We start from the raw sequence: 21,064 nt of genomic DNA, 5'->3' as shown, positions 1-21,064 counted from the left end.
CTCAAACCGATAATCCAAGGTTGAGGGGAGGATTCATGCAAGTTTCTCAAAGCCCGCGTTTTGCCGTGCGCCTGCTGCTCGGCGCGAGTCTGCTGGCCGTTGCCAGCCCCGTTTTCGCGCAGGAGGCCGAAGAAGACACCGGGCTCGGCGAAATCGTCGTCACCGCGCAAAAGCGCGAGCAGAACCTGCAGGACGTGCCAATCGCGATCTCGGCGATCGGTTCGGAAAAGCTTGAGCGCCTGAACGTTCGCGACACCCGCGACCTCAGCGGCCTCGCCCCGAACGTCACCATCGTCCAGGGCACCACCAGCAATTCGGCCGCGGTCATCTCGATCCGCGGGATCACCTCGCCGGCCAGCGAATCGTTCGGCCTCGACCAGGCCAACGCGCTCTACGTCGATGGCATCTACATCGGCCGTTCGGGCGCCAGCGCGCTTGACGTGATGGACATCGAGCGGGTGGAAGTGCTGCGCGGCCCTCAGGGTACCCTGTTCGGCCGTAACTCCACCGGCGGCGCGATCGCCTTCATCTCGCGCGATCCGAGCGACGAGCTGAAGGTTTCGGCGCGCGGCGGGTTCGGCAACTATGGTGCCTGGAATGGCCGCGTCTCGCTTGACACGGGTGAAGTCCTGGGCGGACTGAAGGCCACCCTGTCCTACTCGCACAGCCGCCGCAACGGCACGGTCGACAACATTCTCCAGCCCGACAATTCCAAGGATCCGGGCGCCCGCCGCACCGATGCCCTGCGCGCCGCGCTGAAGCTCGACCTCGGCGAAACCGGCAGCATCCGCTACATCTTCGACTGGTCGAAGACCACGGGCCGCAATGTCGCCTTCCAGCTGACCAACGTGGCCGATGGCACGGCCCGCCCGCCGCTGGTGGTCAATGGTCAGCCCGGCATCACCCAGACCCAGCAGGCCCCGGTGCAGCAGTACCTGGCTGGTGCAACTTTCCTCGACGCGCGCTGCGCCGCTCTGGCCGCCCCGACGCGGGTCTATCGTGACACCATCTGCCTTGATCAGGACAAGGACGCGATTGACGAAATCCAGGGTCACAACCTGCAGCTGCAGAACGATTTCGGCGGCTTCCAGGTCAAGATGACCGCCGGCTATCGCAAGTGGGACAGCACTTCGCTGAGCTCGGACCTGGATGGCCTGGGCACCTTCCGCGGCTCGCTGTTCAGCAATGCGACACTGTTCAACGGCATGCCTGCCGCCCTGCTGGCCTTTATCCCGACTATCCCTTCGGCGGCCAGGCCGTTCATCGCGGCCTCGCCGGTGCCCACCACTACCCAGGGCCTGTTCGACACCAACAACGTCCGCAATCACCAGCAGTTCAGCCAGGAAATCGAAGTTTCCGGTGACAGCGAAGTGCTCGATTGGGTCGTCGGCGGCTTCTACTTCTGGGAAAAGGGCAGCGAGAACAACCCGCAGAACTCGGGCTTCGTGCTGGATACCAACCAGATCTTCCTGGCCAACTTCGGCGGTCTCGGTCCCTCGTTCGTGGCGGCCAACCCGGCACGTTATCGCCTGGTCGTGACCAACGGCCTGCTGCGCTACACCACCAGCTCTGAGTCGACCGCGCTTTATGGCCAGGCGACCTATTACGTTGGCGGGCGCGATGGCCAGCTCAGCCTGACTGGCGGCCTGCGCTATACCTGGGACAACAAGTTCATCATCCGCCAGCAGTCAGGTGCGACGGCTCCGGCCACGCCGGACCAGGGTCGGGCCAGCTTCGGCCGCCTCACCTGGAACGCCATGGCGCGCTACGAGTTCACCGACGAGGTGTCGATGTACCTGCGTGCGGCCAGCGGCTATCGTTCGGGCGGGTTCAACGCGCCGGACACCACCCAGGCCGGCACCAGCACGCTCCTGCCCTTCGAATCGGAAACGATCGTTTCGTACGAGGCTGGGATCAAGGCCGAACTGCTTGACCGCCGCCTGCGGGTGAACCTTGCGGGCTATCACAACAAGTTCAAGAACCTGGCTGCCAACATCCCGGTCGTCACCTCGACCCCCGGCGTGTTCGGTTCGCGGATCGTGAACGTCGGCAAGGTCGATTACACCGGCTTCGAAGTCGAGGCACGCGCGGTGATCAACGACTACCTGTCGATCGACGGCACCTTTGGCTACGTCGATGTGAACTACAAGGAGTTCAAGGTCCCGACTTCGGGTGCGGTCGGCGCGCCGATCGTAGACATCGCTTCGATCGCCCGTGAAGGCTATACCTCGCGCTATACCGGCAACATCGCCGCCAACCTGCGCGTGCCGCTGAGCGACAATGGCATGACCTTCAACGCGCGGGTCGGCTATACCTATGAATCGCCCAAGTACAGCTTCAGCAACACGATCTCGACGCCGTTCAATGAACAGCTCAAGTCGGATCCGAAGAAGCAGATCGATGCCCAGGTTTCGATCGACGGCATCCAGATCGGCGGCGGTGAAGCGCAGCTGCTCGTCTGGGGCAAGAACCTGACCAACCGGCACGAATTTGCCCGCGGCATCGATTTCGGCGCGCTGGGCTATGCCGGTGGCTACTTCGCTGATCCGCGTACATACGGGGTGACGCTTGGCGTGAAGTTCTGATGAACTGACGCCGGCCCGCCGATCGGGGGATTCGGATCGGGCCAAATCAGTGGGGCTGTCAGCCGGTTCAATCAGAACCGGTCGGCAGCCCCACTCTGTTTTGGTTCATGCAGGCACACAGCGCTCGCCTCGCGCACACCGCGCTGCACCAGCCTTCGATCAGGATAGGGAAATTCAGGCCAGCAGGCGCTGGGCGGCGTCCGCCCCGCCGCGGATCGCGCCCTCGATATAGCCGACGCCGTTGCAATCGCCCACGGTCTCAACCGTGAAGCCTGCCGCGCGCAGGTGCTCGGCCAACGCCGTGTCGGCTTCCGCCCCCATGGCCACGATCACGTGATCGGCGGCAATCGAATGGGCCTCGCCCTTGGCATCGGTGAAGCTGACGGCATCGGCGCCGATCGCAATGTCTTGCGCCCCACCGTGCAGGGCAACACCGTGCTCCTTCAACTCGGCCAGGATCCGCATCCGGCGCACCAGCAGCAACCCCTTGCCCAGGCGTGGGGCTGGCTCGATCACGCTCACCTTGCGGCCGCGCTCGTGCAGGAATTCGGCCAGTTCGATCCCGACCAGCTCCCCGCCCACGATGACGATGTTGTCCCCCAACGGCATCCACGCCTTCGTGGCATTGCGCACGAAATCGAGGTTGGCGGTGAGACCCGTGGCCGCCCCCACCCTGGTCGCCAATCGCGTCATCAGCCCGGTCTTGCGCTTGAGCTCGTCCGAATTCTCGCCCAGCAACATCCGGCGCATGTCCTCGCCGCTGAACACGTGAGGCAGGTCATTGCCCGGTAGGGCGGGCATGTCGCGCCGCGCGCCGGTGGCGACGATCACCGCATCGGGAGCCAGGCTGCGCAGCAGCGCCTCGCTCGCTTCGGTATTCAGCCGCACCGCCACGCTGGAGCGGGTGACCCGTTCGGTCAGCCAGTCCAGCAGGCGTTCGTTGGCCGGATAGGCCAGCGAGGCGATCCGCAGCGTCCCGCCGAGCCGCGAGCCCTTTTCCAGCAGGGTCACGCGGTTGCCGGCATCGGCCAGGCGGCAGGCGGCTTCCATCCCGCCGGGACCGCCACCGATCACGACAAAGTGCTTGCCGGTTCCCTTCGGCTCCACCTGTTCGCACTCGAACCCGGTTTCCGGATTGACCGCGCAGCGCAGCGGCTGGCGGACATAGGCGGTGGAGACACAGGTATAGCAGTAGATGCAGGGCCGGATCATTTCCGGCGCATTGCCGGCCAGCTTTTCAGGCAGCGCCGGATCGGCCAGCAGCTTGCGGCCCATCGCCAGGAAATCGTACTTACCGCCCGCAATGTGCGCGTCCGCGGCCTCGACCTCGACCCGGCCCGAGGCGATCACCGGCACCTTGACCGCCGCCTTGATCGCGGCTGCGGCCGGGACATTGGTTTCGGGCTCATGCGGGATGTTTGAGGCCGAGTGCAGCTTGCCTTTGCCGGTATCGTGATAGGCCGAAACCGTGATCGCATCGACCCCGGCCGCCTCGACCAGCCGGGCCGCCTCGATCGCCAGGTCCAGCGTGATCCCACCGTCCTTGCCCACCTCGATCGAATCGAGCTTCACCCAGACGGGGAAGTCTGCCCCCACGGCATCGCGCACCGCGCCGATCACCCGCAGCAGCAGCCGCGCGCGGTTTTCCAGCGGGCCGCCGTATTCGTCAGTCCGGCTATTGGTCTTGGGCGACATGAACGAGGACAGCAGGTAGCCGTGCCCGCCGTGGATCTCGATCGCGTCGAACCCGGCAGCCTTGGCCCGCGCGGCGGCCGCGCCGAACTGGCTGACCACCAGGTCGATATCGGCCTGGTCGAGCAACCGCAGCTTGGGCATCTTGCCGGAAAAACCGGCCATTTCCTCGGGCAGGAAATAGTCGATGAAATCGCCCTGCATCGGCGGCGGATAGCACGGCGCCCACAGTTCCTGGTCGAAGGCGTCGGACGAATAGCCCGCCACCAGCCCGCCATGGTGCAACTGCACCGCAATCTTCGCACCGTGGCGATGGACCCGCTCGGTCAGCGCCTGCAGGCCGGGCAGGAAGCGATCGTCGGAAATGGCGGTCTGATTGGGTTGCACCGCCCCCACCGGCCAGGCCACCCCGGCCACCCCAGTGATGATCAGCCCCGCCCCGCCCCTGGCATGGGCCTCGTGATAGGCAAGCAGACGTTCGCCGACATGGCCATCGGCTTCGGACAGGCTGACCCCCATCGCAGTAACGATGATCCGGTTGCGCAGCTCCAGCGAGCCGATCCGTCCGGCGGAAAGCAAGTGTGCGGGTTTGGCCATGACCTGTCGAAGCTCCTCGATCCCTGTCGCAAGCTTTGTCGCAGGCATGGCCCTCGGTCAATGCGATTCGCTATCCGATAGCACCGTTGATCCGCATTAATTGACCGAAATACAGCCTGTCGTGATGTTTTGCGTTATTCATGGCCAAATAGATTACGCATCTGATGGATGAGATTTGATTCCGGTCAATGTTCCGAGAGGCACTCGCACCCTAGCCTGCGGCCATCACGAGGGGGTGGAGGATCGCCGTGGACGTTGCAGCTCTGGGATATGTCGTCGTCCAGTCGCGCGATCCGGCCGCCTGGCAGCAATTCGGGCAGGACGTGCTCGGGATGAGCGCGCACGAAGTGCCCGGCGGCCTCGCGCTCAAAATGGACGAGCGGGCCGGGCGCCTGTTCATCCAGCAAGGGCCCGAAGATCGCTACCTGGCCTCGGGCTGGGAACTGCGCGACGCGGTCCAGTTCGCCGCCGCCTGCGAGGAGCTCGCCGCGCGGGGCATCCGCTACCACCCGGCCACCCATGCCGAATGCGCGCTGCGCCATGTCTTCGACATGGTCTGGTTCGACGATCCATCGGGCAACCGGCACGAATTGTTCCACGGCTATCGGACCGACTTCGCCCGGTTCGCCTCCCCGGTCGGCGTGCCGCGTTTCATCACCGGGGACCTTGGCCTTGGCCACATGGTCCTGCCCGCGCCGCACTTTGATGAGACCCGCGCCTTCATGACCGGCGTGCTCGGCTTCGGCCTGTCGGACGTACTGGTCCATCGCCCCGCCCCCGGGATCGAGCAGCGGATCGACTTCATGCATTGCGGCAATAGCCGCCATCACAGCCTGGCGCTGTTCGAAGGGGCGGTGCCATCGGGTTGCGTCCACCTGATGTTCGAGGTCGACAGCCTGGACGAGGTCGGCCGGGCCTATGACCGGATGCTGGCCAGCGACACCCGGCTGATGGCGACGCTGGGCAAGCACACCAATGATCACATGACCAGCTTCTACTTCATGTCGCCCGGCGGCTTCGCCATCGAATACGGGTTCGGCGGGCGCACGGTCGACTGGGATCACCACACTGTTTTCGAAAGCACTTCGGTCAGCCTCTGGGGCCACGATTTCAGCGTCGGCTTTGGCGCGGACGAACAGGCCGCCCTGGCCGACGCCGCCTGACCCCCATTCCGGGAGAACCACCATGCAGACCAATGCCGTCAAGACCGATCTGACCCAGACCCTGGTCGAACGGGCCCGTGCCATGCGGCCGGCGCTGCGCGAGCGCGCCCAGCAGTGCGAGGACGATTGCAAGGTTCCCGATGCGACGATCCGCGATTTCCAGGAGGCAGGGTTCTTCAAGATTCTCCAGCCGCGCCGCTGGGGCGGTTACGAGCTTGACCCGCAGAGCTTCTATGCCGTGCAGATGACCCTGGCCGAGGCCTGCATGAGCTCGGCCTGGGTGCTGGGCGTGGTGGCAGTCCACAGCTGGCAGCTCGCGCTGTTCGATGCCCAGGCCCAGGCCGATGTCTGGGGCGAGGATGCCAGCGTGCTGATCTCGTCCTCCTATATGCCGCGCGCCGAAGTGACGCCGGTCGAGGGCGGTTACCGGATCAGCGGGCGCTGGGGCTTTTCATCGGGCGTCGATCATTGCCAGTGGGCGTTCCTCGGCGGGCTGGTGCCCGATCCCGAGGGTGGTCCGCCGGACTATCGCACCTTCCTGGTTCCGCGCAGCGATTTCGCAGTCAACCGGGTCTGGGATACCCTGGGCCTGCGCGGCACCGGCAGCCAGGACGTGGTGGTGAAGGATGCCTTCGTCCCGGCCTATCGCACCCATCGGTCCAAGGACGGGTTCCAGACGACCAGCCCGGGACTGAAGATCAACGATGCGCCGCTTTACAAGCTGCACTTCGGCCAGATCTTCGTGCGGGCCGTGTCATCCTCGGCGATCGGGGCGCTGAAGGGCGCGTGCGATGCCTTCCGCGCCTATGGGTCCGAGCGGGTCGGCTCGAACGACTTTTCGCGCACTGCCAACGATCCTGACGCCCAGCGCGCGATCGCCGAAACCGCCGCCGCGGTGGACGAGATGCAACTGGTGCTGAACCGCAACTTCGGCGTGCTGATGGGCCAGGCCGCAGCCGGGGCCGACTATGACCTGGAACAGCGCCTGCTGTTCCGCTTCCAGTCAGGCCAGATCCTCGATCGCTGCGCCAACCTGATCACGCGGCTGTTCTATTCCTGCGGGGCGCTGGGGATCTATCGCTCCAGCCCGCTGGTCCGCGCCTTTGTCGATATCCATTCGGGCCGCACCCACGTGGCCAACAACCCCGGCTCGGTCAGCCGCAATCTGGGCGCGGTGCTGCTCGGCAATCCGAACACCGACACCTTCATCTGACCCGCCACCAAGGAGAGGATCCCATGGCCACGACTGCCGAATACGGGCTTGGCCCGCACACCTTCCCCCGCGGCTGGTTCATGATCGCGGAGAGTTCCGAGATCGCCGACAAGCCGGTGCCGCTGCACTACTTCGGGCGCGAATTCGTGGCCTATCGCGGGGAAAGCGGGCGGGTCTATCTGGTCGATGCCTATTGCCCGCACATGCGGATCCACATCGGCCGCAACACCACCAGCTACATCGTCAAGGATGGCGAACAGATCCAGAGTGAATCGATCCGGTGCCCGGGCCACGGCTGGCGCTTCGGCCCGGACGGCAAGGTCGACGACATTCCCTATTCCACCCACGGCATGCCCAAGGCCGCCTGCATCAAGACTTTCCCCGTGGTGGAACGCGCGGGCTGCATCTGGATGTGGCACGATGCCGAAGGCGGCCAGCCGGATTTCGACCTGCCGCAGTTTTCCGAATGGGACAGCGAGGAGCAAGGCTGGGTCCGCTGGCGGATCGATCACCTGGGCACCCTGCCGATCCACCCGCAGGAAATCGTCGACAATATCGTCGACGCCGCGCATTTCATCCCCGTCCACGGCAGTCGCGACATCGTCTATTTCGAGAACGAGTTCGCCGATCACATCGCGATCCAGCGCTTTGGCGCCGGTCACCGCACGCTGGTGAGCGAGAGCGGCGACGTGCTGGTCACCGATACCCATTACACCGGCCCCGGCATCCTGCAGTGCCGGATGGAAGGGCAGCATCCCTCGCTGATGATGGTCGCCCATACCCCGGTCGAGGATGGCGAAGTGCGGGTCTGGTTCGGCCTGTTCGTCAAGGTGGGTGACGAGCGCGCCGATGCGGCCGGGGTATCGATGGCGCGCAGCTATCAGGACACCTCGCTCGATGCCTTTGCCCAGGATTTCGAGGTCTGGCAGCACAAGGAACCGGCGCTTTCGATCATGCAAATCCCCGATGACGGCCCCTTCCACAAGGAGCGCATCTGGTACCGCCAGTTCTACAATCCCCGCGACAAGGCAGCGGACATCCAGCGGCGCGTCAACGGCGTCCACACCACCATCGACAAGCGGCCCGGCGCCAAGTCCAAGGCCGCGTGAAGGAGGGAGCACCCATGAGCATTGCAGCAAGCGCAACCGACGCCCGCACCGCCCCGGTCGCCGTCTGGCAAATCCTCGAAAAGCTGCGCGGGCAGGACCTGGTCGACTGGCGCGTCGCCCCGCTGGCAGATCGCCCCGGCCCGGCCGAGCGCGGACTCGACATCGGCTTTCCGTTTGGCTGGTACGCGGTCGAACAGGCCGATTTCGTCGCGGTCGGCCAGGTCAAACCGCTGCGCTACTTCGCGAAGGACCTCGCGATCTGGCGGGGCGAGGATGGCCAGGTTCGTGTGACCGACGCCTGGTGCAAGCACCTGGGCGCGCATATGGGCCACGGCGGCAAGGTGCACGGCAACCTGCTGGAATGCCCGTTCCACGCCTGGCGCTATGATGGCGAGGAAGGCGTGGTGAAGGAGATCCCCTATGCCAAGGCGATCCCCCCACAGGTCAAGCGCAAGTGCCTGCGCACCTGGCCGGTGACCGAGGCCAATGGCTGGATCTGGGTCTGGTACCATCCCGACCAGACTGTCGCGCCGCTGTGGGACGTGGTCGTCCACGACGAATACGGCGATCCCGAATGGACCGGGTACGACATGCACGAATGGATCGTCTACGGATCGATCCAGAACATGGCCGAGAACGGCGTCGATGTGGCCCACTTCAAGTACATCCACGGCACTGCCGACGTGCCCAAGGCCGAGCTGCGCTGGGGCGAATGGGGCCGCGGCGCCGATGTGAAGGCGCAGATGGGCACGCCCACCGGGGTGGTCGATGGCCTGATCAGCTATGACACGATGGGTGCCGGGCAAAGCTGGGTGCGCTTCCGCGGCATTTCCGAAACCCTGCTGGTCGCCAGCCTAGTGCCGATCGAGGAGGACGTGTTGCGGGTCCGCTATGGCTTCATGCAGCCGAAAGCCCAGGCCACCGGCCCCAGCGCGGGACTGGCCAGGGCGCTGATCCGCGACATCTGCAAGCAGCTGGACCAGGACAAGGTAATCTGGGACCGGATGCGTTACGAGCCGAACCCGATCATCTGCGATGGCGATGGCCCGATCCCGCAGTTCCGCCAGTGGTACAGCCGCTACTACTCCGCGCCCGAAGGCGAAGGTGGCAAGCCGAACCTGCGCGCCGTGGGCTGATCCTCTCCACAGCCCAAGGCCAGCAGAGCGGGCCTCGGCGGCAAGCGCCGGGGCCCGTTTCGCGTCAGCCGACCCAGACCGGGTAATCGGTGTAACCCAGCTCCTCGCCGGTATAGAGCCGCGCATAGTCGGGCTTGGCCAGCGGCGCCCCGGCGGCGATCCGCTCGACCAGGTCGGGATTGGCGATGAAGGCGCGGCCAAAGCTGACCGCTTCGGCCCGCCCGGCATCAAGCAGCGCGGCGGCGCTATCGGCCTTGAGGTTGTTGTTGGTCACGATCGGACCGCTGTAGTTCGCACGCAGCAGGGCCAGCGTATCGAGTTCGGCCAGGCCCATGTCCACGACATGGAGATAGGCCAGCCCCAGGCCGTCAGCCGCCTTGACGAAGGGGCCGAAGGTTGCCGCCGGATCGGCTGAGTCCATCCCGTTATACGGATTGCCGGGCGAAATGCGGAAGCCCACCCGGCCGGGACCAATCGCCCCGGCCATGGCCTGCAAGACTGCAATCGGGAAGCGGATGCGGTTTTCGATCGATCCGCCATAGTCATCGTCCCGCTGGTTGCTGACCGGGTTGAGGAACTGGTTGATCAGGTAGCCACTGGCGCAGTGCAGCTCGACCCCGTCGATCCCGGCTCCCACGGCATTGCGGGCGGCCTCGGCATATTCCTCGACCAGCGCCGGAATCTCTGCCGCCAGGATCGCCCGCGGCATGGCGCAGTCCTGCGGCACGCCATCCGGCCCCGGCACCTTGTCGGGGCAGGGAATGGCCGATGGCGCGATTACCTCGGCATCGAAGCCGCGATTGGCGGGGACCACCACCCGCCCGCAATGCATCAGCTGCATCACGATCTTCCCGCCGCGCGCATGAACCGCATCGGCCACCTTGCGCCAGCCCTCGACCTGCGCCGCGCTGTGAATGCCCGGCGTGCGCCAGTAACCCTTGCCGACGGGACTGGGCTGAACCCCCTCGGTCACGATCAGCCCGGCGCTTGCCCGCTGGGCATAGTAGGCTACCATCAGGTCGGTCGGCACGTCGCCAGGCCCGGCCCGGTCGCGGGTCATCGGGGCCATGACGATGCGGTTGCTAAGCTCGATCTCGCCAAGCGTGACGGGTGAGAAAAGGCTGGCAGTCATTCGAATTTAACTCCCACAATCGGCAATTGACCGATGTTTGCGTTATCCTGTAAGCAAAATTCTACGCATATCAAGGAGAGGCAGGATGAATTACGGGTTTGACGGCAAGGTCGCGCTGGTCACGGGCGCCAGTGGCGGGATCGGCCGGGCAACCGCGCTGGGCTTTGCTGCTTCCGGGGCTGCCGTGGTGGTCTCCGATGTCAACGATGCCGGTGGGGAAGAAACCGTCGCCCTGATCGCGGCGGCCGGTGGCAAGGCCGTATATCAGCGCTGCAACGTGGCCGAGGCAAGTGAGGTCAAGGCACTGGTAGCTCGCGCCGTCAGCCACTTTGGTCGCCTCGATTTCGCGCACAACAACGCCGGCATCAACAACATGGGCGCCGATGAATACGACGATGCCGTATGGGACCGGGCCATCGCCATCAACCTCTCCGGCGTGATGTATTGCATGCGCGAGGAGGCCGAGGTCATGCTGGCCCAGGGCAAGGGCGCGATCGTCAACACCTCGTCGATCAACGGCCTTGTCGGCAACCCGGCCCAGCCGGGCTATACCGCCACCAAGCATGGCGTGATCGGGCTGACCCGGCACGGTGCCCTGCGCTGGGCCAAGGCCGGCATTCGCGTCAACGCGGTTTGCCCCGGCGTGATCGAAACCCCGATGACCGCGCCACTGACCGCCAATCCCGAAATGAAGAAGGTGCTCGACAGCATGACCCCGCTGGGTCGGATGGGCCAGGCGGAAGAGATTGCGGCGGCAGTGCTGTGGCTCTGCTCGGACCAGGCCAGCTTCATTACCGGCCATCCGCTGGTGGTCGATGGCGGCGCAACTGCAATCTGAGCCCCGCCCTAGCACCGGGTAAAAGAAAAGGCCCGCTCCGGCATGCCGGGGCGGGCCTTTTCACAGGAGACCTCGATTGATCAGGCGGCGCTTTCCCACGGGGCGGTCTTGGTGCCCTTGGTCGTGTAGCGGCCGTTGACGCGCTTCTGGAAGGTTTCGGCCTGGGCGCGCGGATTGTAGAACTGGCGGTACCAGATTCGCACCTTGTCGAACGGACCATCGCCGCGCACCATCATCGGGTGGAGGCAGGGCCGCTTGTTCGACCAGATCTCGAAATCCTGGGCGAAGGCATCAACCCCGGCTTCCTCATAGGCATGGGCCAGCGCGATGTCGTCGGCGCTGGGCTCGGCATTGTCTACCTTCACCAGCAGGCCGTACCACACCTTGATCACCCCATCGTCGACCGGCGTATGGGCAATCAGCATGTGCGACGGGTTGGCACCGACCATCACCGACTGAAGGATACCCGGACCGGTGTACCAGGTATCGTTGGTCATCGGCTCGCCGCCGTCGCCAGCCAGGGTCTTGTGCCCGGCGGACAGGATCTGGCGGCAGACGTGATCCTCGAACGCATTCTCGAACGAGACCATGTCGATCGAACCGTGGACGGGCTCGAGGTGAGCCTTGTCAGCCATATTATCGACCACTTCCTGAGGGTGGCAGTTCAGCACGCCCAGTTCGCGCACGTTCCAGTTGACCCAGTGCGGCGCGTCATAGCCTTCGAAGGGCGGCAGCTCGTAATCCGGCTCCTGGCCTTCGGGATCATACCAGGTCCACAGGCAGCCGGCGCGTTCCACCACTTTCCAGCTCTTGATGCAGGCAGACTTGGGGATCGGCGCGGGGGAATAGGGGATCTGGTTGACCCGGCCATCCGGGCCGAACCGCCAGCCGTGATAGGGGCAGCGGATATTGTCGCCCTCGACATGCTCGCCATCCTTGACGACATAGGACGTGGTATTGCGCGCCAGGTGCGTGCCCATATGCGGGCAATAGGCTTCGAGCATGAAGACCTTGCCGCTTTGCCCGCCGCGATAAAGGACCACTTCCTCGCCGAAATAGCGCGCGGCGACCGGCGTCGTGCCGATTTCCTCGGACTTCGCCACCATGAACCAGCCGCGCGGATACGTAAATTCGCCCAGCCCGTAGTCTGCGGTCGTCGCCATTGTCTCTCCCCACTCTCAAGTGTGACTCGACAATAGCGCAAAACGCAATGATCAGGCAAGTCTTATGCGAAAATCAAAGATTCAATCGGGCGATGACGGCTCTATGCGTAATCAATGACCATCACAATTACGCGAAATCAGTCATCATCGCCGTTCGCAGCCTGTACCTCGGTGATCCGCACCACCCGGGCATTGTACTTCAGCGTCTTCACCGCGATCGAGGTTTCCACGTGGCGCACCCCCGGGATCGCGAGAATCCGGTCGGACGCCACTTCGTGCAGGTGATCGAGCGAATTGAACAGGCAGATCGCCAGGATGTTGAACCGGCCCATGGTCAGCATCACGGCATTGACCTGGTCCAGCTCGGCAATCCGGCGGGCCACCTCGCGCACGTCGCTGACCTCGGCCTGGACGCCGATGAAGGCCATCCGCGCCGAATCCGCCAGACCGAAGCTGGTGATCGCGGTGAACGAGATCAGCCCGTCCTGCTGCAGCCGCTTGATCCGGCCGCGCACGGTGCCTTCGGTCACGCCCAGATCGACCGCGATCTTGCGGTTGGAAACGCGGGCATCGCGAGCCAGCAGCTCGATCAGCTGGCGGTCAAGGTCGTCAAGCTGCGGCGCGGTCATAGATCCCCCCGCGCCTCGATCGGCGCAACGTCGAACTTGTACTTGATCACGTCCACCGCGATCGCCGGCACCATCGAGCGGATACCGCGCACCTTGGAGAATTTCTCCAGCAGCAGGGCGGCCAGGTCATCGAAATCGCGCAGCACGACCAGCATGTCGATATCATAGCGCCCGGTCACGAGGTGCGCGGCGAAGACTTCCGGGAACTCGGCGAGTTCAGCGGCAACTTCGGAAGCCGGGCGGCCATCGACCTCGATCGCAACCTCCATCAGCACGTTATAGCCATGCGCCGAAAAGTCGGACACGGCGACGACGCGCAGCTTGTCCGCTTCTTCCATCCGCCGGATCCGGGCCGAAACGGTGGCCGCCGTAAGCCCCAGCACATTGGCGATCTGCTGGTTGGTCGCCCGCCCGTTCAGCCGCAGCTGGCCGACGATGGCGCGGTCGATATCATCGATCGGGAAATCTTCACTCATGGTGCCGGAAAACCCCCTATTCCGAGCAAGGTCAACACTGGGCGCCGTAAAAGCACCGATCAATCCACCGCCGCGAAGCCGCGCAGTTCGCGCCCCAGCATGGCTGGGCTGAACCGCCGGACCGGACGCGTTTCCACCCAGACCACTTCCAGCGCCCGCTCGGCGAATTTCCAGACGCCATCCTCGCTCGCATAGCGGTTGTGATAGCGCATGGCAAAGTCGAGCAGGGTGCGCTCGGTGGCCTCGGGTGGGGCGGGCAGCAGGTGGCTGGCAATACCCGTGGTCAGCCCCGTGACGATACCCTGTGCGTCCACTTCGAACGTCTGATTGAAGACATTGTGCATGGTCTGGTCGAAGCTGGCCGAAACCTCGGCGATCATCGCCTGCCAGCCCGCCTCCCCGGCATAGCGCGCCCGGCTTTCGCCGTGCCCGCGGATCGCGCCATCGCGGGTAAAGACCCCGTCCAGCATGGCCGCATCGCGGCTATCGACCGCCAGGCCATAGCGAAAGGCCAGGTCATGCAGTTCCTGCGGCGCGGTGAAGGGAGCGGACTGGCCCATCGCCGTTCAGCCCGCCTCGGCCAGCCGGACCCGGTCGGCCTCGACCCGCTGCGCCGCCAGCAGGGCGAACAGTGCGGCGATGAAACCGGTCGGCACCACGAACGAGATCGCCAGTTGCAGCGAGCGCGCATCATCGCCCAGCGCCTGGCTGATCGCGCCAGTGGCCCAGGGCCCCACGAAATAGCCGAGCAAGGTGATGAAGGCGATGAACAGGGCCGTGGCGCTGGCGCGGTAACTGGCGGGCAGCATGTGCTGCAGCCCGGCATAAAGCCCAACCGACCAGCCCCCACCCAGCAGGCCACAGGGGATCGCAATCAGCATCGCCAGTTCGAAACTGGGTGCCCAGACGGTCACCAGCACCAGCGTGGTCGCGCAGAACAGTGCAATTCCGGACAGCCGCACCGGCCAGACCCGCCCACGCTGCGACAGCTTGTCGGACAAGGCGCCGAAGGCCAGCATCCCGCACAGTCCCGCCAGGCCGAAGTTCAGCGCGAAGGCGGTCTTGGCCGCCACCGGATCGAGATCGAAACTGCGAGCGAACAGTTCCGGCCCCCAGAAGCCGAAGGTCACGCCGGACAGGGTGCCGAAGCCGAATCCCAGCGCCATCATCACATAGCCGGGGCTGCGCAGCAGCAGGCCGATCAATTGCCCGAACGGAATCTCCGCCACCGCCTGCGCGCCTGCGGCCAGAACGCGGGGCGGTTCGCGCACCAGCGCGAGGGCGATCAGGCCCAGCGCCACGCCTGGCAGGCCAACCGTGAAGAAAGTCGCCCGCCAGCCGATCTCGGCCGCCAGCGCCGGTCCGCCGGCCTGCCCGGCAATCTGGCCGAAATAGGTCGCCAGCCCCAGGATCGCGAAAGCGAGCCCGCGCCGCTCCGGCTTGAAATAGTCGGTCAGCAGCGAATAGGCCGGAGCGACAAAGGCCGCCTCGCCGATCCCCACACCGATCCGTGCCAGCCCGAGTGAAACCGGCCCGGTGGCCAGCCCGGTTGCGGCGGTGGCGAGGCTCCACATGATGCAGCCCGCGGCGATGATCCGGATCCTGGATCCGCGGTCAGCCATCCGCGCGAAAGGCACGCCCATCACCACGTAGAGCACGACGAAGGCCGGCCCCATCAGCAGGCCGATGATCCCGTCGCCAATATCGAATTCCTGCTTGATCGGGCCGATCAGCCCGGTCAGCAGATAGCGGTCGGCAAAGTTGAAGATGTAGATGACCAGCAGGGTGGCCAGCACTACCCAGGGGTTCGAGCGGGGGGCGGTGCTGTCCATCAGTCGCGCTTGATCATGCCGCCGTTGACGTGCCAGACCTGTCCATTGACCCAGGCCCCATCATCCGAGGCCAGGAAGGCCACGGCAGCGGCAATGTCCTCGGGTTCGCCAAGGCGGGTGTGCGGCACGGTCTTGAGCGCGCCGGTCACGTATTCATCGGTCAGGTGCTGCTTGACCGCCTCGGTCAGCACTACGCCGGGGCAGATCCCGTTGGAACGGATGCCCTTCTTGCCATATTTGGTGGCGACATGGCGGACCAGCGCGTGGATGGCGTTCTTGGTCATCGGATAGGCCACCTGGAAGGCATTGCCACCGATCGCCGCGCCCGACGAGGTATAGATCATCGCCCCGCCGCCGCGCTCCAGCATCACCGGCAGTGCGGCTTGCGTGGCGAACATGTGGCTCTTGGTGTTGATCGCGAAGGACCGGTCGAGCACCTCTTCCGGGCAGTTGAGTGCATCAATATCGCCCTCGGTCCCGCCAGCCAGGTTCGAGTGATAGAAATCGAGGCCGCCAAACTCGTCGAGCGCGGCCTGGACGATGGCCGCCTGCGAGGCGGCCTTGGTGCCATCAAGGTAGACGCCGATTGCCCGGCCACCGGCGGCGCAGATCGCTTCGGCGGTTTCCTTGGCCCATGCCTCGGTGATATCGCCGATCACCACGGCGGCGCCTTCCTCGGCCAGGCGACGCGCCGTCGCCGCACCGATCCCGCGGCCGCCGCCCGCAACCACCCCGACCTTGCCATTCAAACCGCGCATTGCGCACTCCCAAACATTTTGCGTTATACAGACGGCTATTTTATACGCAAATAACTGTCAAATGCCAATTGACCCTTGCCTTTTGCGGAATCGAATGCTTGCCTTGCCAGGAAAGCTATCGGAGCCGCCACATGATCATCCTGGCCCTGGCCGCCGCCGCAAGCGCGATCACGCTGCCGCCGCCCAATCCCTTTCTTTCACAGGGCGCACCGGCAGTCACGCATAACGATTCCGGCGCTTCGGATGCCATGCCGGTCGAGGGTCCGCGCGAGCAGGGTCCGGTTGCGCCGGAGCGGGTCAAGCGCATCCCAACCGGCTTGCTGACGATCAACTATGCCGGGCTGCTGCGTTATCCGGGCGGCGTTCAGGCGACCTGGAACACCAACAACAACCGCGTCACCAAGATCCGGATCGACAATGGTCACTGGGAGGAGCTGGCCTCCTTGCCGATCGAAGGCATGACCCTGCTGTCTGCCGAGACAGTCAATGCGCACCTGGCCGCTTTCGACCGGGCCGCAAGCGAGGCCGAGCTGCGCGGCTACCTGGCCCGCGCCCTGCCATTCTATGCCGAGACCCAGGCGCGCGAAGCGGGGATCTATTCGATGACCGACGAGCGCGGGCAGTTCTATGTCCTGACCCGCAGCGCGATCCTAGTCTATGGCCAGGCTGATGACCGCGATCCCCGTTCGGCAGTGGTGCTGCTGCGCAAGTGGACCATTCCCGCCGCCCTGAAGCGCGAGGAAGCGGCCCGCGCGCTGCTGCTCGCGCGGCTGGAGCGGTCCGGGCAAGGCCAAAATGCCGAACTGCGGCGCGGGATCGGCATGATGCGCGACATGCCGCTTGGCATCAACATGACCTATGACGGGCATATCGTCTTTTCGATGGTCGGCGGCAGCGTGGTGGTGATCGACCGCGAATTTCGCAATGCCCCCCAGGTGGTCACCGTTCCTGGCGAGCTGTTCACCAATTCGCTGTCGGTCGATCCGGACGGCGGCATCTATGCCGTGGGCGATCGCCGCATGCACAAGTTCGTGTGGCGGCGGGGCAAACTCTCGGACCGGCCGCGCGATGGCGCCTGGTCATCCCCCTATGACCTGACCGAGAACCCGCTGCCGGGGGTGCGCGGGGGCGGCACCGGATCGGGTACCACCGCCACGTTGCTGGGCTTTGGCCCCGGCGAGGATCGGCTGGTGGTGATCGCCGACGGTCAGCAGCGGATGAACATCGTGGCCTTCTGGCGCGATGCGATCCCGCGCGATGCCCGCCGCCAGCCGGGCACCGCCTCGCGCCGGATCGCCGGGCAGATGGCGGTGACAATGGGTGGCATTGCCGATCCCTATATCCAGACCGAAGCCTCGATCGGGGTAGCCGGCCCCTATGCCTTCGTCCTGAACGGGATGGCGCCGCAGAACATCAAGCCGGACCTCGACAACCTGCTGGTCCAGGGGCCTTTCCGCACCCCGCCGCGCGGCGTCGAGATGTTTCGCTGGGACCATGCCGGCAACCGTTGGGACAGTCTCTGGGCGCGGGCCGACATCAGTACACCCGCTGCGATCATCCCGGTGCTCAGCACGATCAGTAGGCAGGCCTATGTCATGGGCTGGGACAGCGAGGGCTGGAACGTGACCGGTCTGGATTTCGACAGCGGCAGGACCGAGACGCGCATGGTGCTGGGCCGCAGCCAGCAGTTCAACGGCGCCTGGGGCGTGCTGCAATTGCTGCCCGATGGCGACGTGTTCATCCCCGGAATTGCCGGACCGGTACGGGTTGCGCGCCAGCGCTAGCGCCAGCCGCTAGGCGAAGTGTGCGACCAGAAACGGCAGGCCAAGCACAAACAGCCAGCCAAGCCGACCCCAGAACGCCAGCCTGGCATCCTGGTGGTTCCACAGGCCCAGCGCACCGGCCGCGCCGATGGCGCCGGCCCCGTCGATCCAGATCCCGGCCAACCCCGCCAGGCCCAGCAGGCCCAGCAGGCGGACCGCTCCGCCCGGTCTGGTACGCTCGACCGGACGGCGGATGCCGGCAAGGCCAGCCAGTCCGATGAGACCGATCAGCCCCGCGAAGGGCGCGGCGGTAGCGGTGATGGTTGCCAGCGCGCTCATGCCAGCACCGGCCGGCGATCCGCCCAGGGCGCGGCGCGTTCCAGCTGTCCGGCCAGCCGGTAGAGCAGTGCTTCATCGCCATAGCGACCGGTAAACATCACCCCGATCGGCAAGCCCGCCTGCGACTGGCCCAAAGGCACCGACATGCTGGGCTGGCCGGTCAGGTTGGCCATCTGCGCGAAGGGCGAAAACACCGAGACGCGCTGGCCCCACTGCTGGAAATCGCAATCGGGGGTCAGGTTGATCCGCCCCAGCGCCAGCGGCGGCGCGGCCAGGGTGGGCGCGAGGATCACGTCGAACCGCTCCATGAACTGCCCGACCGCAACCGCCAGCGCCTGCAAGGTGTTGTTGGCCCGGGCATAGTCCATTCCCGTCACCGTCTGGCCAAAACCCATGAAGGCCAGCGTGATCGGTTCCAGCACTTCGGGGCCGGGGACGATGCCGGTGGCCTTGCCGCGATCGATCAGGTCAGCCGCGATGGCCGCCGCCATGACCTGGAAGGCCGCAAGGCCGACCGCGCCGACATCCCACTTCGGCTGGGCGATCTCGACATGGTGGCCCAGGCTTTCGCACAAGCGCGCCGCAGCTTCGGCGGCGGCGCGGCATTCCGGATCGACCGGGCTGCCCGATGGCGAATCCAGCATCAGGGCGACCCGCAGCTTGCCGGGATGCTTGCCGACCTGGGCGAGGAAGCCCTCGGCCGGAGCAGGCGCGCCATAGCGCGAGCCCGGCTCGACACCATGCGTGGCATCGAGGATCGCGGCGCTGTCGCGAACCGAACGGCTGACCGCGTGGTGGGTGGAAAGGCCGCCCCAGCCCTCGGTCCGCAGCGGCCCCATCGGTACCCGGCCCCGGCTGGGCTTCAGACCGAACAGTCCGCAGCACGAGGCAGGAATGCGGATCGATCCGCCGCCGTCAGTGGCATGGGCCGCAGGCAGCACGCCCGCTGCCACCGCCGCCGCCGCCCCGCCCGACGAGCCACCAGCGATCCGGCTGGGGTCCCAGGGATTGCGGGTTGCGCCGGTCAGCTTGCCTTCGGTGGTGCCGGTCAGCCCCAGCTCTGGGCTGGTGGTCTTGCCGAACACCACGAAGCCGGCCCGCTGGATACGGGTGACAAGCTCCGACGTCACCGTGGCCCGATAGCCCTTGTAGAAGCGACTGCCGCCTTCGGTCAGTTCGCCCGCGATGTAGGTATTGAGGTCCTTCAGCAACCAGGGAACCCCGGTGAACGGCCCCTTGGGCAGGCCCCGCGCCAACTCGGCCCTGGCGAAGTCGTAATGCTTCTGGGCCATGAAGTTGAGCTGCGGATTGAGCGCCTCGGCACGGGCAATCGCGGCATCCAGCAGTTCTGCGGGCGAAACCTTGCGCTGGCGCACCAGCGCCGCCAGGCCCAGCGCATCGTGGCTGGAGAGAAGCGCCGCGATCCCCCCGGCACCGGCCTTGCTGGACATCGCCTTTGCTCCTCCTGCTGCGGTTGCGGCCAGTGCCGCCGCGCCGCCTGCGACCACCTCGCGCCGGGTTGGCACGCGCTCAGCCGGCTTTGCGCTGCGAGGACGGCACGCCGTCGCCCGCCGCGTAGAAGCGCGAATAGAACTTGCGGAAATGCGGGATCGGACCGTCGCTGTCGCAGATGATCGGATTGGGCTCGTAGCGCATCCGGTCCCAGACAACCTTGTCCTGATCGAGCTGTTTGTTGACGTCCTTGATGATCGCGCGGGCCAGCCCGGCCATCGGCCCTTCGGCCTGTTCCTTGGGCTGGGTGTAGCAATAGATCACCTGCAGCTCGTCCAGCTCGACCGGGATGATGCAGGCCACCAGCAGCGTCTCGCAGATCCCGGTGAAGCGCACCCAGGCCTGGCCCGGCCCCATCGAATTGCTGGTGATCGCGCCATCGACCATGCCCTTGGGCGTGCCCATCTTGGCGCGGACGATCCCGCAGCGGTCCCATTCGCCCCACGACAGTTCCGAACTCGGCAGTTCAGCCGTGCCGTGGATGTACTTGAAGTGGGCGAAATCAACGCCATTCTCGGCCATGTTCTGGAGCGAACCAAAGATGCGCCATTCGACGATGTCGTAGGGCGTCCAGTCGGGATCGCTCGCCTCGGGCAGATCGACCACGTCATAGAGCGGCGCTGCGTCTTCGGGGTGATACCAGACCCACAGCCACTGGTTGGCTTCGCGGATATGCCAGGTGCGGGTGCACTTGCGCTTGACCTGCGGGGGGATCGCCTTGGCATAGGGAATCTCCTTCACCACGCCTTCTTCGCCATCATAACGCCAGGCATGGAACGGGCATTCCAGCAGGTTGCCATGCACCTTGCCGCCGTGGCCCATGTGTGCGCCCAGGTGCTTGCAATAGGCATCGACCATCCGCACCTGACCGTCCTCGCCGCGCCAGACGGCCAGGTCGCGTGCGAAATAACGGGCCGGCTTGACCTCGCCCACGGCCAGATCCTTGGCCAGCATGAAGGGATACCAGCCGAACGGGAATCCGATGTCGAGGTTGCGCTGTTCCGGCGTCGGGCGGTTGGCGATCGGCGCCACGCGCCAGGCCTCGCGCTCTTCCTTGGTCATCTTTTCCAGGACCTGCCAGACCGCGACGGGCGCGGTACGGGCATCGGTGGCGGTGTCGGTCATGT

Annotated in this window: 18 protein-coding genes; 7 read left to right on the top strand and 11 right to left on the bottom strand. The window is 65.6% G+C overall.

Annotation, left to right across the window (positions count from 1 at the left end; genetic code table 11):
- The first annotated feature begins 35 nt into the window (after positions 1-35).
- The gene (locus O9281_RS08065; RefSeq protein WP_298184447.1) at positions 36-2,585 is read left to right on the top strand and encodes a TonB-dependent receptor; all 2,550 of its coding nucleotides are present in this window, start codon (positions 36-38) and stop codon (positions 2,583-2,585) included.
- A gap of 174 nt (positions 2,586-2,759) precedes the next feature.
- Here the strand turns inward: O9281_RS08065 and O9281_RS08060 are convergent, their stop codons facing one another.
- Entirely contained in the window at positions 2,760-4,874 is a 2,115-nt protein-coding gene (locus tag O9281_RS08060; protein WP_298184446.1) for an FAD-dependent oxidoreductase, read from the bottom strand.
- Positions 4,875-5,122: 248 nt separating this feature from the next.
- Here O9281_RS08060 and O9281_RS08055 point away from each other — a divergent pair, with 248 nt between their 5' ends.
- Genes O9281_RS08055 through O9281_RS08040 form a run of 4 tightly spaced genes read left to right on the top strand, consistent with a single transcriptional unit; the run spans position 5,123 to position 9,495 of the window.
- Entirely contained in the window at positions 5,123-6,037 is a 915-nt protein-coding gene (locus tag O9281_RS08055; protein ID WP_298184445.1) for a VOC family protein, read from the top strand.
- Positions 6,038-6,059: 22 nt separating this feature from the next.
- Positions 6,060-7,250 (top strand): flavin-dependent monooxygenase, encoded by a 1,191-nt coding sequence (locus O9281_RS08050; RefSeq protein ID WP_298184444.1) that lies wholly within the window; start codon positions 6,060-6,062, stop codon positions 7,248-7,250.
- A 23-nt stretch (positions 7,251-7,273) separates the two neighbouring features.
- Positions 7,274-8,359: a Rieske 2Fe-2S domain-containing protein gene (locus O9281_RS08045; RefSeq protein WP_298184443.1), complete on the top strand. Its 1,086-nt coding sequence runs from the start codon at positions 7,274-7,276 to the stop codon at positions 8,357-8,359.
- 14 nt (positions 8,360-8,373) lie between these two features.
- Positions 8,374-9,495: a Rieske 2Fe-2S domain-containing protein gene (locus tag O9281_RS08040; protein WP_298184441.1), complete on the top strand. Its 1,122-nt coding sequence runs from the start codon at positions 8,374-8,376 to the stop codon at positions 9,493-9,495.
- Between the two features lie 64 nt (positions 9,496-9,559).
- Here O9281_RS08040 and O9281_RS08035 read toward each other — a convergent pair whose 3' ends face one another.
- Entirely contained in the window at positions 9,560-10,627 is a 1,068-nt protein-coding gene (locus tag O9281_RS08035; protein WP_298184439.1) for an alkene reductase, read from the bottom strand.
- Between the two features lie 85 nt (positions 10,628-10,712).
- Here O9281_RS08035 and O9281_RS08030 point away from each other — a divergent pair, with 85 nt between their 5' ends.
- Positions 10,713-11,465 carry an SDR family oxidoreductase gene (locus O9281_RS08030; protein ID WP_298184437.1) on the top strand — a complete coding sequence of 251 codons (753 nt, stop codon included), beginning with the start codon at positions 10,713-10,715 and terminating at the stop codon, positions 11,463-11,465.
- Positions 11,466-11,545: 80 nt separating this feature from the next.
- Here the strand turns inward: O9281_RS08030 and O9281_RS08025 are convergent, their stop codons facing one another.
- The 6 genes from O9281_RS08025 to O9281_RS08000 all read right to left on the bottom strand — a co-directional run bounded on the left by O9281_RS08025 (position 11,546) and on the right by O9281_RS08000 (position 16,323).
- A complete protein-coding gene (locus tag O9281_RS08025) occupies positions 11,546-12,628 on the bottom strand; it encodes a Rieske 2Fe-2S domain-containing protein (protein WP_298184436.1) in 1,083 nt (360 codons plus the stop codon).
- 137 nt (positions 12,629-12,765) lie between these two features.
- Positions 12,766-13,257, bottom strand: a complete 492-nt coding sequence (locus O9281_RS08020; protein ID WP_298184434.1) for an Lrp/AsnC family transcriptional regulator — start codon at positions 13,255-13,257, stop codon at positions 12,766-12,768.
- Positions 13,254-13,733 carry an Lrp/AsnC family transcriptional regulator gene (locus tag O9281_RS08015; RefSeq protein ID WP_298184432.1) on the bottom strand — a complete coding sequence of 160 codons (480 nt, stop codon included), beginning with the start codon at positions 13,731-13,733 and terminating at the stop codon, positions 13,254-13,256. Before O9281_RS08015 ends, O9281_RS08020 begins: the two co-directional genes overlap by 4 nt.
- Before the next feature lie 59 nt (positions 13,734-13,792).
- Positions 13,793-14,293: a nuclear transport factor 2 family protein gene (locus O9281_RS08010; RefSeq protein ID WP_298184430.1), complete on the bottom strand. Its 501-nt coding sequence runs from the start codon at positions 14,291-14,293 to the stop codon at positions 13,793-13,795.
- 6 nt (positions 14,294-14,299) lie between these two features.
- Positions 14,300-15,565: an MFS transporter gene (locus tag O9281_RS08005; protein ID WP_298184428.1), complete on the bottom strand. Its 1,266-nt coding sequence runs from the start codon at positions 15,563-15,565 to the stop codon at positions 14,300-14,302.
- Entirely contained in the window at positions 15,565-16,323 is a 759-nt protein-coding gene (locus O9281_RS08000; protein WP_298184427.1) for an SDR family NAD(P)-dependent oxidoreductase, read from the bottom strand. Before O9281_RS08000 ends, O9281_RS08005 begins: the two co-directional genes overlap by 1 nt.
- A 131-nt stretch (positions 16,324-16,454) precedes the next feature.
- Between O9281_RS08000 and O9281_RS07995 the strand changes: the two genes are divergently transcribed.
- The gene (locus O9281_RS07995; RefSeq protein WP_298184424.1) at positions 16,455-18,107 is read left to right on the top strand and encodes a hypothetical protein; all 1,653 of its coding nucleotides are present in this window, start codon (positions 16,455-16,457) and stop codon (positions 18,105-18,107) included.
- A 9-nt stretch (positions 18,108-18,116) separates the two neighbouring features.
- Here O9281_RS07995 and O9281_RS07990 read toward each other — a convergent pair whose 3' ends face one another.
- The 3 genes from O9281_RS07990 to O9281_RS07980 all read right to left on the bottom strand — a co-directional run bounded on the left by O9281_RS07990 (position 18,117) and on the right by O9281_RS07980 (position 21,062).
- On the bottom strand, positions 18,117-18,425 hold the full coding sequence (locus tag O9281_RS07990; RefSeq protein ID WP_298184422.1) for a hypothetical protein: 309 nt from the start codon (positions 18,423-18,425) through the stop codon (positions 18,117-18,119).
- A complete protein-coding gene (locus tag O9281_RS07985; RefSeq protein ID WP_298184420.1) occupies positions 18,422-19,876 on the bottom strand; it encodes an amidase in 1,455 nt (484 codons plus the stop codon). The genes O9281_RS07990 and O9281_RS07985 overlap by 4 nt, the downstream gene beginning before the upstream one ends.
- A 79-nt stretch (positions 19,877-19,955) precedes the next feature.
- Positions 19,956-21,062: a Rieske 2Fe-2S domain-containing protein gene (locus O9281_RS07980; RefSeq protein WP_298184418.1), complete on the bottom strand. Its 1,107-nt coding sequence runs from the start codon at positions 21,060-21,062 to the stop codon at positions 19,956-19,958.
- Between the last annotated feature and the right edge of the window lie 2 nt (positions 21,063-21,064).

This window comes from Novosphingobium sp. (genome assembly GCF_027531025.1).
Classification (GTDB): Bacteria; Pseudomonadota; Alphaproteobacteria; order Sphingomonadales; family Sphingomonadaceae; genus Novosphingobium.
This window is presented reverse-complemented; position numbering and strand designations above follow the sequence as displayed.